Raw genomic sequence first — 13,911 nt, 5'->3', positions numbered from 1 at the left:
TCATGAAACTTTTGCTGGTCGAAGACAACGCCGAGCTCGCACACTGGATCGTGAACCTGCTGCGCGGCGAGGATTTCGCGGTCGATGCCGTCGGCGACGGCGAGCGCGCCGACACGGTGCTGAAGACCGAGCGCTACGACGCGGTGCTGCTCGACATGCGGCTGCCCGGCATCAGCGGCAAGGAAGTGCTCGCGCGGCTGCGGCGCCGCAACGACAACGTGCCGGTGCTGATGCTGACCGCGCACGGCTCGGTCGACGACAAGGTCGACTGCTTCGGCGCGGGCGCTGACGACTACGTCGTGAAGCCGTTCGAATCGCGCGAGCTGGTTGCGCGGATTCGCGCGCTGATCCGCCGGCAGGCCGGCGTTGGCACGACGCAGCTCGTGTGCGGCGATCTCGTCTACGCATTCGGCACGCGCGAATTCCGCTGCGGCGAAACGGTGCTTGCACTGCGCCGCCGCGAGCACGCGATCCTCGAAACGCTGATGCTGCAGCAGAACAAGACGGTGTCGAAGGCCCGCCTGATGGACAGCGTGTTCGCGCTCGACGACGAGCCGAGCGCCGATGCGATCGACATCTACATCCACCGGCTGCGCAAGCATCTCGCGGGCAGCACGGCCGAGATCATCACGCTGCGCGGGCTGGGTTACATCCTGCGCATGAAGAGCACGCAGGACTGACGGGCCCCACTGCGAGCCCTGAATACCGATTCGCAGCACGAAACGTCATCAATGCATGCCGGCGCTCCCGGCTTGCCTGCTTCCACCCGCCTGCCCGATCCGCGATTATTGCGCGTTCGGTGTTTTCACCGATCCGATTCTTTCCTCCGGGAAAGCGTCGTGAAGGATTGCCCCCTCTACGATGCTACGCGTCGGCCCTCTCGCTGTGGCCGGCAAGAGTCGGCATACATTGCGTACTGCCAACGACCAGATTCCAATGCGGCAGCTCGGAGGAGACGATCTTGAAACGAAAAACCCTTGCCCTTTCCATCGCGGCGGCTGGCCTGTGCGCCGGTACCCAGGCGCATGCGCAGTCGAGCGTGCAGCTCTACGGCCTGATGGACCTGAGCTTTCCGACCTACCGGACCCACGCCGACGCGAACGGCAAACACGTGATCGGGATGGGCAACGAAGGCGAACCGTGGTTCAGCGGCAGCCGCTGGGGCCTGCGCGGCGCTGAAGACATCGGCGGCGGCACGAAGATCATCTTCCGCCTCGAAAGCGAATTCGTCGTCGCGAACGGCCAGATGGAAGACGAAGGCCAGATCTTCGACCGCGACGCGTGGGTGGGCGTCGAGGACGAGCGCTTCGGCAAGCTGACGGCCGGCTTCCAGAACACGATCGCGCGCGACGCGGCGACGATCTACGGCGACGCGTACGGTTCCGCGAAGCTGACGACCGAGGAAGGCGGCTGGACCAACTCGAACAACTTCAAGCAGATGATCTTCTACGCGGCCGGCCCGACCGGCACGCGCTACAACAACGGCGTCGCGTGGAAGAAGCTGTTCAGCAACGGCATCTTCGCGAGCGCCGGCTACCAGTTCAGCAACTCGACGTCGTTCGCGACCGGCTCCGCGTATCAGGCCGCGCTCGGCTACAACGGCGGGCCGTTCAACGTGTCGGGCTTCTACAACCACGTGAACCACAACGGCTTCCGGAACCAGACGTTCTCGGTCGGCGGCAACTACACGTTCGACATCGTGCGCCTGAATGCCGGCTACTTCCGCTACAACGGCGACCAGGGCCCGCTCGGCCAGCGTCACGACGATTCGTGGACGGTGTCGATGAAGATCGCGCCGAAGGGCGCGCTCGACTACGAGCTCGGCTACCAGCAGATGCGGATCAAGAACGCCGCGAACAACGCGGACGGCTTCACGCCGAACGCGAACCTCGGCGCGTTCAGCCTGACCAACGGCGTCGCCAACGGCTTCAAGGAGACGATCTACGGGTCGGTGTTCTACCACCTGAGCAAGCGCACCGAGGTGTACCTGGCCGGCGACTACATGAAGCTGCATGGCGGCTACACGGTGTCGTCGACGTTCGGCGCGAAGAACCAGCTCGAACTGACGTCGGGCATCCGCACGCGCTTCTGACCTGAAACGGGGCCCGACGGGCCCCGCCGCACCCTCCGTCCGGGATTCTCCATGCGGGCACGCCGGCGCCAGGCGCCGACCGTGCCCTTTTTTTCGTCCTTTCCCAAGCGCGCCCGGGACGCCCGCCAGGCATCCGCCGGCCGGCCCTGCGACAACCGGCTCGAAGCCGCTTGCGGCCCGTCCGGCGGGCAATCGCGGCCGATGCCCGCACGATCGCCTCACATCGGTGCTTGACCTGCGCCGACCGACTCGCTAGCGTTTCGGGTTTGCCCGGGCGGCCATTGCCGCCGGTGCCGTGAGCACGCCCGACGTCCTGGCGCGCGCGGCCGGGCTCCGATGGAAAAGACGATGCAGAAACTCGATGCGGCCAGCCCGCAGGCGATGTCGACGGATTTCACCGCCGACAACGTCGCGCGCCTGAAGGCGCTGTTCCCCGAACTCGTGACCGAAGGCCCGGACGGCGCGTCGGTCGACGTCGACGTGCTGAAGGCGCTGGTCGGCGACCGCACGGTCGGCGACGCCGACGAGCGCTACGGCTTCCACTGGCACGGCAAGCGCAGCGCGCGCCAGGCCGCGCTCACGCCGTCGACCGGCACGCTGCGGCCCTGCCCCGACGACAGCGTCGCGTGGGACGACACGCGCCATCTCGTGATCGAGGGCGACAACCTCGACGTGATGAAGCTGCTGCACAAGAGCTACGCGGGCAAGGTGAAGCTCGTCTACATCGACCCGCCGTACAACACGGGCAGCGATTTCGTCTATCCGGACGACTTCAGCGACAGCATCCGCCACTACCTGGCGATGACCGGACAGACCCAGGGCGGCGTGAAGCGCAGCACCAACACCGAGGCGAACGGCCGGTTCCACACCGACTGGCTGAACATGATGTATCCGCGCCTGAAGCTCGCGCACGCGCTGCTGTCCGACGAAGGGCTGATCGCCGTGCACATCGACGAGCATGAAGTGCATGCGCTGGTGCTGATGCTGCGCGAGATCTTCGGCGAGGAGAACGAGCTCGGCGTGGCCGTATGGGACAAGCGCAACCCGAAGGGCGACGCGCGCGGCGTCGCGTACCAGCACGAATCGCTGGTGCTGTTCGCGCGCAACGCCGAGACGCTGCTCGAGCGCGCGCCGCTCAAGCGCCCGAAACGCAATGCGCAGCGCATGCTGGACGCCGCGCACGACGCCGTGTACCGCAGCGGCAACCCGAAGGATGCGCAGAAGGCGTACCGCGCGTGGATGAAGGCGCAGACCAACTTGTCCGGCGGCGAAGTGATGTACGACCGGCTGTCGCCGGAAGGCCGCGTGTACCGCCTCGTGTCGATGGCGTGGCCGAACAAGAAGAAGGCGCCGGACGAGTATTTCACGCCGCTGATCCACCCGGTCACCGGCAAGCCGTGCGCGATGCCGGCGCGCGGCTGGCGCAACCCGCCCGCGACGATGCAGGCGCTGATCGAGCGCGGCCAGATCGAATTCGGCCCGGATGAAACCACGCAGCCGCAGCGGATCTACTACCTCGACGAGAACATGTACGAGAACGTGCCGTCGGTGCTGCCGTTCGCCGGCTCCGACGACGCGTTGCTGAAGACGCTCGGCATCCCGTTCGACCTGCCGAAGCCGGTCGATTTCGCGGCGGCCGTGATCGGCTGGTGCACGCGCGGCGACGACATCGTGCTCGACTGCTTCGCCGGCTCCGGCTCGACCGGCCACGCGGTGATGCAGGTGAACGCGACCGACGGCGGCGCGCGCCGCTACATCCTCGTGCAACTGCCCGAGGCGCTCGACCGCCGCGACAAGACGCAGACGGCCGCTGCCGATTTCTGCGGGAAGCTGAAGAAGCCGCTGACGCTCGCCGAAATCACGAAGGAACGCCTGCGCCGCGCCGCGCAGCAGGTCGCGCGCGACTATCCGGAAAGCTATGGCGACCTCGGCTTCCGCGTGTACCGGCTCGACACGACCAACGTGATCGAGTGGGACCCGCGCCGCGACGACTTCGACCACGCGCTCTTCGCGTCCGTCGAGCACGTGAAGACCGGCCGCACCGAGGACGACCTGCTCGCCGAGCTGACGCTGAAGCTCGGCCTCGACCTGTGCACGCCGGTCGAGCATCACCAGGTGGCCGGCAAGACCGTGCACCTGATCGGCCGCTCGATCGTCGCGTGCTTCGATGCGCGCATCGCGCGCGACGACGCGGGGCCGCTGGCCGACGGCATCGTCGACCTGCTCGATGCGACCGGCACGACGCACGACGTCACGTGCCTGTTCCGCGACAGCGGCTTCGTCGACGACGTCGCGAAGCTCAATCTCGCCGCGCTGCTCGAACAGCACGGCGTGAAGCGCGTGCGGAGCCTGTGATGCGGCTGCATTTCGAAGCGGATCTCGACTACCAGCGCGAGGCGATCGACGCCGTCTGCGACCTGTTTCGCGGCCAGGAATCGTATCGCGGCGATTTCAGCGTGCTCGCGAACGCCGCGCCCGGCACGACGGCCGCCGCCCAGGGCTCGCTCGGCTTCGCGGTGTCGGAACAGGGCGTCGGCAACCGGCTGTCGCTGACCGACGACGCGCTCGCGCGCAATCTCGCCGACGTGCAGCTGCGCGGCGGGCTGCCGCCGCCCGGCCTGCCCGGCTCGCGCGACTTCACCGTCGAGATGGAGACCGGCACCGGCAAGACCTACGTGTACCTGCGCACGATCTTCGAGCTGAACCGCCGCTACGGCTTCACGAAGTTCGTGATCGTCGTGCCGTCGATCGCGATCAAGGAAGGCGTGCACAAGACGCTCGCGATCACCGAGGATCACTTCCGCGCACTGTACGCGGGCGTGCCGTACGACTACTTCCTGTACGACTCCGCGAAGCTCGGCCAGGTGCGCCACTTCGCGGCGAGCGCGGCGATCCAGATCATGGTGATGACGGTGGCCGCGATCAACAAGAAGGAAATCAACAACCTCTACAAGGACAGCGAGAAGACCGGCGGCGAGAAGCCGATCGACCTGATCCGCGCGACGCGGCCGATCGTGATCGTCGACGAGCCGCAAAGCGTCGACGGCGGGCTCGAAGGCCGTGGCCGCGAAGCGCTCGCCGCGATGGCGCCGCTCTGCACGCTGCGCTATTCGGCCACGCACGTCGACCGTCACCACATGGTGTACCGGCTCGACGCGGTCGACGCGTACGAGCGCAAGCTGGTCAAGCAGATCGAGATCGCGTCGGCGATCGTCGAGGATGCGCACAACAAGCCGTACGTGCGGCTCGTGGGCGTGTCGAACCGGCGCGGCGCGATCAGCGCGCGCGTCGAGCTCGACGTCGCGACGACGGCCGGCGTGAAGCGCCAGATCGTGACCGCCACCGACGGCGACGATCTCGAACGCCTGACCAAGCGCGCGCTGTACGCGGGGCTGCGGATCGGTGAAGTCCATGCGGTGAAGGGTGCCGAGTACGTCGAGCTGCGCCATCCGGAAGGCGAGGCGTTCCTGTCGCTCGGCGAGGCGTTCGGCGACATCGACACGCTCGCCGTGCAGCGCGAGATGATCCGCCGCACGATCCGCGAGCATCTGGACAAGGAGCTGCGCCTCGCCGAGCGCGGCGTGAAGGTGCTGTCGCTGTTCTTCGTCGACTCGGTCGAGCGCTACCGCCGCTATGACGAGAACGGCATGCCCGTGAAGGGCGACTACGCGCTGATCTTCGAAGAGGAATATGCACGCGCGGCGCGCGTGCCGGCCTACCGCGCGTTGTTCGACGGCGTCGACGTGACGCTCGAAGTCGAGCGCGCGCACAACGGCTACTTCTCGATCGACCGCAAGGGCGGCTGGACCGACACGAGTGAAAGCAGCGCGGCGGCGCGCGAGAACGCGGAGCGCGCGTACGGCCTCATCATGCGCGAGAAGGAAGCGCTGCTGTCGTTCGACACGCCGCTGAAGTTCATCTTCTCGCACTCGGCGCTGAAGGAAGGCTGGGACAACCCGAACGTGTTCCAGATCTGCACGCTGCGCGACATCCAGACCGAACGCGAGCGCCGCCAGACGCTCGGCCGCGGGCTGCGCCTCGCGGTCGACCAGGACGGCGAACGCGTGCGCGATCCGGGCGTGAATACGCTCACCGTGATCGCGACCGAGCGCTACGAGTCGTTCGCGGAGAACCTGCAGAAGGAAATCGAGGCCGATACGGGCATCCGTTTCGGCATCGTCGAGGAACACCAGTTCGCGGCGCTGCCCGTGCAGGAAGGCGACGGGCCCGCGCATGCGCTCGGCGTCGAGCTGTCGCGCGTGCTGTGGAACCACCTGCACGCGCAAGGCTACGTCGATGCGCAGGGCAAGGTGCTCGACCGGCTGAAGGATGCGCTGCGCCAGAGCGCGCTGGTGCTGCCGGAGGCGTTCGAGATGCTGCGCGCACCGATCGTCGCGACGCTGCGCAAGCTGTCGGGCCGCTTCGCCGTGCGCAACGCGGACGAGCGCCGTGCGATCGCGCTGCGGCGCGATGCGTCGGGCAAGGCCGTCGTGTTCGGCGAGGATTTCCGCGCGCTGTGGGACCGCATCCGCCATCGCACCGTGTACCGCGTCGAGTTCGACAACGCGAAGCTCGTGCGTGACTGCGCGGCCGCGCTGCACGACGCGCCGGACATCGCGCGCGCACGGCTGCAGTGGCGCAAGGCCGAGATCGACATCGGCAAGGCCGGCATCGAGGCGATCGAGGTGGACGGCGCCGGCACGGTGCTGCTCGACGAAGGCGAGCTGCCGTTGCCCGACCTGCTCACCGAGCTGCAGGACCGCACGCAGCTCACGCGCCGTTCGCTGGCGACGATCCTGGCCGACAGCGGCCGGCTCGAGGATTTCCGCGTGAATCCGCAGCAGTTCATCGCGGTCGCGGCCGATGCGATCAACCGCTGCAAGCGGCTTGCGCTCGTCGCGGGCATCGCGTATCACAAGCTCGGCGAGCGTCATGTGCATGCGCTCGAATCGTTCGAGAGCGAAGCGCTGACCGGCTATCTGCGCAACCTGCGGCCGGATGCGCAAAAGTCGATCCACGAGGCGGTCGTGTGCGAGACGGACGCGGAGCGCGCGTTCGCCGATGCGCTCGAGGCGCACGACGGCGTGAAGCTGTACGCGAAGCTGCCCGCGTGGTTCCGCGTGCAGACGCCGCTCGGCAGCTATCACCCGGACTGGGCCGTGCTCGCGGAACAGGACGGCGGCGAGCGGCTGTACTTCGTCGTCGATACGCCGAATACGGACGGCCACGTGCCGAGCGAGCACGAGCGCGCGAAGCTCGCGTGCGGCGAAGCGCATTTCCGGGCGCTGGTGGACGGCGACGGCGCGGCGCGCTTCGTGCGCGTCAGGCAGGCGGACGCGTTGTTCGAACCTGCGGCGCCGCTGGCGGGCGCCGGGCGATAAGACGAAAGGCGGCGTTGTGAGCCGCCCTTTTTTATCGGCGTTCCGGACGCGGCCGGGCGCGCGCGTGATGCGCGCGCCTCGCGCCGAATTCCCGTTTGTTAACCGCGTGTAAGCGATCCGTATGCGCGCCCGTCTGAGGCGCGGTTACGGCTGGTTGCAAATCGGGTCGGCACGATGTTTTCGCGCGACAGCCGCGTTGCATTCCCGCCATGGAAAAAGGGCGCCGAAGCGCCCTTCCATCACGTTTGCACGCTGCGCTTAAAGCGTGCGGCCGAATGCGTGGTGATGCGAACGATGCGTGGACGTCGACGCATGCGTGGTGTGGCCATGCGCATGTGCGTGCGCGTGACCGCGGCCCGGCTGCGCGCCGGCGCGATCGGCGATCGTGTCGGAGCGGTCGGCCGCGCGCGACAGGCCCTTGTCGCGGTCGCCCGCGTGCATGCCGTTCGAGTTGCTCAGCGCGTGGCCGCTCATGTGGCCGGCGGACATGCCGCCTGCATTACCGCCCAGGCCGCCTGCACCGTGACCTCCGCCGCCACCACCGTTTCCACCGCCATTGCCGCCGGCTGCGGCATACGCGGACACCGTGCCGAGCGCGAGTAGCGCGGCCATCAGTACGGACAGATATCGTTGCTGTTTCATCTTGTGCTCCCTGGAGCGCGTTCGTGTGACTGCATTCTATGAACGCGCCAGATTCGCGCCACGCGACGTTGTAAATGATCGTAACGATACGTGCGGCGCGCATTCGTCAGATCAATCCGGATCGTGCGTGGACGGGGGAACGAGGCAGGCGGGCGCGGCGCCGCAGCGCCGCCCCGGTGACGATGATGCTTACTGCGCCGGCTGCATGCCCTGCGCGGCGGCCTTGTGTTGCGCGGCCTGCTCCTGCGCCTGCTTCTTCGCCATGTGGTGGCCGACGATACAGCCGCCAACCGCGCCGACGACCGCGTGGTGCCCCGCATAGTGGCCGGCCACACCGCCGACCACCGCGCCCTTCATGCAGCCCGCCGCGTGCGCACTGCCGATGGTGGCAAGCGCAACGATGGCCGCGGTGGCACCCAGCCTGATGTGTCGAATGGGCATCATCTTTTCATTCTCCTCGTGTGGCGATCAAGTCGAGCCGCTTCGCTCAATCCCAGCGGCCGCCACGCCAGCCGCCGCGATCGCGCCACTCGTGCTCGCGCCATTCATGGCGACGCCATTCGTGTTCGCGCCATTCGCGCCGACGCCAGCCGTCGCCACGCCAACCGTCGTCGCGATAGCCGACCGGCGCGTACATGACGGGCGGAGGCGGCGCCACGTAGACGGACGCCGGCGCCGCATAGGCAGGTACACCGATGCCGACCGACAGGTCGACGTGGGCCGATGCGACGCCCGAAGCTGCCAGCGCCGCTACACCGAGAACTGCACCGAGAATGAGTTTCTTGTTCATCTCGCAACTCCCTGCACGTGTCGTGCGTCATGTGAATACGGTTCGGAGTCTAGGCACCGGACGCTGACACAGGTGAAACGGGTATGCGAGACAGGTAACGGACGTTTACGGGTTCCCGCAAAGCCTTGCGGGACAAGGAAGAGGCGGCACTCCAAACACCGTTGCAGCGGTGCATCGGACCGGTAAAAACGGGATTTTCGGCACGAACCCGCGCAATCGACACACGCAGGCGCGTGCCTGAATACGCCGAAAGCGAACTGCCCGCACTTGATGCGAGCGGTCCGCAAGCGCGCATCACGCGCGGATATCGTCGACGCTGCGCAGCCAGTGCACGCTGAACAGGTTGTCCGCGTCGGTCCACACGGTATCGGGCGCGAATCCTGCGCGGCGCGCGATCGCGTGGAAGCCGTCGATCGTGAACTTGTGCGAATTCTCGGTGTGGATGCGCTCGCCGGCATCGAAGCGGAACGCGTGGCCGCGTACGTGCACGGTCTGCGCGATGTCGCTGACGAGATGCATCTCGATGCGCTGCCGCACGCTGTCGTAGAACGCGCAATGCGAGAACGCGTCGACGTTGAAATCCGCACCGAGCTCGGTGTTCGCGCGCACCAGCAGGTTCAGGTTGAATTGCGCGGTCACGCCCTGCGCATCGTTGTACGCATCGTGCAGCGTGCGCTCGTCCTTCACGAGATCCGCGCCGACCAGCAAGCCGCCGCCACGCAGCAGCCGCGCGGCATCACGCAGGAACGCATCGGCTTCTTCCGGCGCGAAGTTGCCGATCGTCGAACCGGGAAAGAAGCCGATGCGCCGCGCCGGTGTCGCGGTCAGCTCGGCCAGTTGCTCGGCCTTCGTGTAGTCGGCCGCGATCGGTGCGACGTCGAGCCACGGATACGCGGCACGCAGCCGCGCGGCGGCGCCGTGCAGGTAGTCGGCCGAGATATCGACCGGCACGTAGCGCGCCGGCGCGTTCGCATAGTTGCCCGCGAACGCGTCGAGCAGCACGCGGATCTTCTCGAGCGAGCCCGCGCCGAATTCGACGAGTTCCGCATGCGGGCCGACCCGCCGCACGATCTCGGCCGCGCGATCGCGCAGGATGCCGAGCTCGGTGCGGGTCGGGTAATACTCGGGCAACTCGCAGATGCGATCGAATAGCGTGGAGCCGGCCGCATCGTAGAAGTATTTCGGCGGAATGCTGCGCGGCGTACGCGACAGCCCGTCGATCAGGTCGCGCTCGAACGCGCTCGGCCGCGAATCGCGGGCGGGTTGCTGGCCACCGCTCGTGGCCGTCCGGTCAGACGTCTCGCGCAAGTCGCACTCCCGTGAATTGCCAGCGCGCGGCCGGCGGAAAGAAATTGCGGTACGTCGGCCGTTCGTGCCCGGGCGGCGTTGCGATGCTGCTCCCGCGCAGGACTTGCTGGCCAACCATGAACTTGCCGTTGTATTCGGCGGCGACCCCGACGAGCGGCCGAAAGCCCGGGTACGGCTCGTAGGACGAGCGCGTCCATTGCCACACGTGCCCGAGCATCTGCCGGATGCCTTCGGCGGGGAACGCGGCTTCCCATTCGAATTCGGTCGGCAGGCGCGCGCCGGCCCATTCCGCATACGCGGCCGCTTCGTAGAAGCTCACGTGGCACACCGGCGCGTCGGGTGCGAGCGGCTCGACGCCGTGCAGGCCGAACGTGCGCCGCACGCGCGTGGCGGCCGCATCGTCGTCGTCGGGCATCCAGTACGCGGGCCCTTGCCACCCTTCCCGCTGCACCGTGGCCCAGCCGTCCGACAGCCAGAGCTCGGGGCGCGTATAGCCGCCATCGGCGACGAACGCCGCGAATTCCGCATTCGTCACCAGGCGGTTCGCGATCTCGTACGGCCGCACGAGCGCCGTATGGCGCGGCCGTTCGTTGTCGAACGAGAACGCCTCGCCGTCGTGGCCGATCTCGACGAGCCCGCCCGGCTGGTGCAGCCAGTGCTGCGCGCCGGCGTCGCCCGCGGCCATCGCGCCTGTGTCCGTCCCGTTGCGCGGCCGGAATGCCGGCTTCAGCGGGTTGCACGAGAACGCATGCAGCATGTCGGTGACGATCAGCTCCTGATGCTGCTGCTCGTGATGCAGGCCGAGCACGAGCTCGGGCGCGATCGTCTCGAGCAACGCCGCGTCGGCGCCGGCCAGCGCGCGCAGCATCGCGTCGTCGACGTATTGCCGGTACGCATGCACCTCGTCGAGCGACGGGCGCGTGAGCAGCCCGCGTTGCGGCCGCGGATGGCGCGGGCCGAGCGCTTCGTAATAGGAATTGAAGAGGAACTGGAATGCCGCGTTGAATGGCGCGTAGCCGGGCACGCGTCGCATCAGCACGACGGTTTCGAAGAACCAGGTCGTATGCGCGAGGTGCCATTTCGTCGGACTGGCATCGGGCATCGACTGCACGGCCTGGTCCTCGGCGGACAACGTCGCGGTCAACGCGACGCTATGGGCGCGCACGTCCTTGTAACGGCGCTGAAGCTGTGATGCAAGGAGGCTCATCGGTTTACCGTCCACGTCGCGATTCGCTGCGTTGCGTGTTGCCGGAAAAAGGAAGCCTTGCGCGTGATGCGCGCGGCTGACGTGCGACCTGCTGCTGCGTCGTCGGGCAGCCGGCGCGCGCGCCGGGCCGCGGATGCGGCGTCACTTCATCTGCCCATGCAGAATAGTATGGGCCAGAAATGTGAATGTTGCTGACCGAGATGCGGATGAAACGGCAGATAAATGTAAATGAAAGCAACCGATCACCTGCCAATTGCTGACATCAGCGCGTATCGAGGGGCATGCGTCAGCCGTTGAGATCGACACGCCGCGGACGTTCGCGCGGCCATGATCGTCTCCCTGACGTGAATGCGGAATCGTCTGACCAGCACGGGCGCGCGAAGCATGCTCGCCGCGTTCATTGCGTTCGACGCGCACCCTGCCCGCCCTGGCCCTGCGGCCTTCCACGTCGATCCGCTCGCCGGTTTCGAAAAAAATTTCGCGTCGATGTCACACACGCGGGGGGCTCGCTCGTCATATCACCGGAACCCACACGAAAAGGAGAAGGACCATGACTGCGAAACTCAACCCGTTTGCCGCCGCGCCTGCCTTGATGAAGCACTGGATGACCGTCTCGGTCGCCGCCGCGCAGAGCCTCGAGCCGACGCTGGTCGAGCTGGTCAAGATCCGCGCATCGCAGATCAACGCATGTGCGAACTGCATTAACATGCACACGGCCGAAGCGCGCGAGCAAGGCGAGACCGAGCAGCGCATCTACCTGCTGTCCGCGTGGCGCGACGCGCCCTGCTACACCGACCGCGAACGCGCGGCGCTCGGCTGGACCGACGCGCTCACGCGGTTGTCGGAGGGCCACGCGGCGCACGAAGCGGCCTATGCGGCGCTGAACGACCACTTCAGCCAGGAGGAACAGGTGAAACTCACGCTGATGATCAACGTGATCAACGGCTGGAACCGGCTTGCGGTCGGCTTCGGCCTGTGGATCGAGCCGGCCGATGCAAAGGCCGCCGCCGCGAAGATGGTGGCCTGATGCCGAACCTCGACCCGGCCACCGGCAGCGCCGAAGCAAGGGCCGATGCGGCGGCGAGCTTCGACCCGCTGCGCCGCACGCTGATCCGCGTCGCGTACCGGATGCTCGGTTCCGTTGCGGATGCCGAGGACATGGTGCAGGAGGCGTTCATCCGCTGGATGGACGTCGACCGCACCGAGGTGCGCGTGCCTGAAGCGTTCCTGCGCCGCATGGTGATGCGCATGTGCCTCGACCAGTTGAAGTCCGCGCGGCACCAGCGCGAGACCTATGTCGGCCCGTGGCTGCCCGAGCCGGTCGTCGAGGAAGACGAACAGGAGGACGTCACGCTGCCGCTGCTGCTCGCGCTCGAACGGCTCTCGCCGCTGGAGCGCGCGGCGTTCCTGCTGCACGACGTGTTCGGTCTCGAGTTCGACGAAGTCGCCACGACGATCCAGCGCGACCCGGCCGCGTGCCGGCAGCTCGCTGCGCGGGCCCGCACGCATGTGCGCGAGGCGCGGCCGCGCTTCCATGTCGAGAAGCAGCGCGGGATCGAATTGGCGGAGGCGTTTTTTGCGGCATCACGCAGCGGCGACATGCGCGCGCTCGGCGCGATGCTCGCCGAGGACGTGAGCCTGCACGCGGATGGCGGCGGCAAACGCCCGGCCGCGGGCATACCGGTGCTCGGCTTCGAGCGTGTGATGAAGGTGCACGAGTACCTGGCCAGGCTGTTCGCCACGCATGCGTCGAAGCTCGTGCGTGCGGGGTTCATCAACGGGCTGCCGGGTTTCGTTACGCAAGAAGCGGACGGCGAGCTGCAGACCACGGCGCTCGAGATCGAGGACGGGAAAATCGTCGCGATCTATGTCGTGCGGAATCCTGACAAGTTGAAGCATCTGCATTGAGTGCGGCGGGATCACGCGTCGGGTGCCGCGCGCATGCGCGGCCGCGATACGACCTGTTTCTTCGCCCTGCCGCCCTGCTTTACCGGCCGCCGGCTCCTGCGATCAATACGTCCCGGCCACGATGTAGATCAGGAAACCGAGCAACGGCGTTGCGATCGCAAAACCGGCGGCCGCGAGCCAGTTCGTGCCGCCCTGCGCTTCCAGCAGCGCGAGCAACGATTCGCGGGACGTCGCGCTCGGGCGCAGCTTTTCGATCCTGCGTTCGACGTGCGTCCTGTAGAGGCTGTTCCCGCACCAGCCGAGCGTGACCGCGATCCCGATGGTGACCGGGTCGAGCGTGCTCGATTCGAAGTATTTCGGGAAGAACAGCAGCTCGACCAGCGTGATCGCGAGCGACGCGCCAAGGACGGCCGCCGCCTGCCAGTACATGCATCGATACGCCATCCACACCGGGCCCAGGGTAAGCGCTCTTTGATTGACGCCATTGCACGGCGAGGCTGATTCACCGAGGCTACGTGTCCATGTTCAATGAGCGTGGACAGGTGTGCATGAACGAGCAACGCGGAGGTTTGCAGAGCCGATT

11 protein-coding genes and 1 pseudogene are annotated in these 13,911 nt (G+C 67.2%); 6 read left to right on the top strand and 6 right to left on the bottom strand.

Annotated features, from left to right (window positions below; translation table 11 throughout):
• The first annotated feature begins 2 nt into the window (after positions 1–2).
• From CFB82_RS00215 to CFB82_RS00200, 4 genes are all read left to right on the top strand, one after another.
• The gene (locus CFB82_RS00215; protein ID WP_069246727.1) at positions 3–680 is read left to right on the top strand and encodes a response regulator; all 678 of its coding nucleotides are present in this window, start codon (positions 3–5) and stop codon (positions 678–680) included.
• Positions 681–961: 281 nt separating this feature from the next.
• Complete coding sequence (locus CFB82_RS00210; protein ID WP_069246726.1) at positions 962–2,092, top strand: porin; 1,131 nt, start codon at positions 962–964, stop codon at positions 2,090–2,092.
• Positions 2,093–2,428: 336 nt separating this feature from the next.
• Entirely contained in the window at positions 2,429–4,447 is a 2,019-nt protein-coding gene (locus CFB82_RS00205; RefSeq protein ID WP_089444712.1) for a site-specific DNA-methyltransferase, read from the top strand.
• Positions 4,447–7,473 (top strand): type III restriction-modification system endonuclease, encoded by a 3,027-nt coding sequence (locus tag CFB82_RS00200; RefSeq protein ID WP_089483154.1) that lies wholly within the window; start codon positions 4,447–4,449, stop codon positions 7,471–7,473. Before CFB82_RS00205 ends, CFB82_RS00200 begins: the two co-directional genes overlap by 1 nt.
• A gap of 258 nt (positions 7,474–7,731) precedes the next feature.
• Here CFB82_RS00200 and CFB82_RS00195 read toward each other — a convergent pair whose 3' ends face one another.
• The 5 genes from CFB82_RS00195 to egtB all read right to left on the bottom strand — a co-directional run bounded on the left by CFB82_RS00195 (position 7,732) and on the right by egtB (position 11,420).
• Positions 7,732–8,115, bottom strand: coding sequence for a hypothetical protein (locus CFB82_RS00195; protein ID WP_089444710.1), 384 nt, complete (start codon positions 8,113–8,115; stop codon positions 7,732–7,734).
• A 189-nt stretch (positions 8,116–8,304) separates the two neighbouring features.
• Positions 8,305–8,559, bottom strand: coding sequence for a hypothetical protein (locus CFB82_RS00190; RefSeq protein WP_089444709.1), 255 nt, complete (start codon positions 8,557–8,559; stop codon positions 8,305–8,307).
• A gap of 43 nt (positions 8,560–8,602) precedes the next feature.
• On the bottom strand, positions 8,603–8,905 hold the full coding sequence (locus tag CFB82_RS00185) for a hypothetical protein (protein WP_089483153.1): 303 nt from the start codon (positions 8,903–8,905) through the stop codon (positions 8,603–8,605).
• Positions 8,906–9,199: 294 nt separating this feature from the next.
• On the bottom strand, positions 9,200–10,213 hold the full coding sequence (gene egtD / locus CFB82_RS00180; protein WP_089483152.1) for an L-histidine N(alpha)-methyltransferase: 1,014 nt from the start codon (positions 10,211–10,213) through the stop codon (positions 9,200–9,202).
• The gene (egtB, locus tag CFB82_RS00175) at positions 10,197–11,420 is read right to left on the bottom strand and encodes an ergothioneine biosynthesis protein EgtB (protein ID WP_089483151.1); all 1,224 of its coding nucleotides are present in this window, start codon (positions 11,418–11,420) and stop codon (positions 10,197–10,199) included. Before egtB ends, egtD begins: the two co-directional genes overlap by 17 nt.
• A 550-nt stretch (positions 11,421–11,970) precedes the next feature.
• Between egtB and CFB82_RS00170 the strand changes: the two genes are divergently transcribed.
• Both CFB82_RS00170 and CFB82_RS00165 read left to right on the top strand, forming a co-directional pair.
• On the top strand, positions 11,971–12,447 hold the full coding sequence (locus CFB82_RS00170) for a carboxymuconolactone decarboxylase family protein (protein WP_069246718.1): 477 nt from the start codon (positions 11,971–11,973) through the stop codon (positions 12,445–12,447).
• Positions 12,447–13,328, top strand: a complete 882-nt coding sequence (locus CFB82_RS00165; RefSeq protein WP_089444705.1) for a sigma-70 family RNA polymerase sigma factor — start codon at positions 12,447–12,449, stop codon at positions 13,326–13,328. Before CFB82_RS00170 ends, CFB82_RS00165 begins: the two co-directional genes overlap by 1 nt.
• 102 nt (positions 13,329–13,430) lie before the next feature.
• Here CFB82_RS00165 and CFB82_RS00160 read toward each other — a convergent pair.
• Positions 13,431–13,796, bottom strand: a pseudogene (locus tag CFB82_RS00160) (DUF2628 domain-containing protein); the annotation flags it as partial.
• Between the last annotated feature and the right edge of the window lie 115 nt (positions 13,797–13,911).

The sequence above is a fragment of the Burkholderia sp. HI2714 genome, from assembly GCF_002223085.1.
In the GTDB taxonomy this organism is placed as follows: Bacteria; Pseudomonadota; Gammaproteobacteria; order Burkholderiales; family Burkholderiaceae; genus Burkholderia; species Burkholderia lata_D.
The sequence above is the reverse complement of the archived record's forward strand: the minus strand, read 5'-3'. Positions and strand labels throughout refer to the sequence as shown.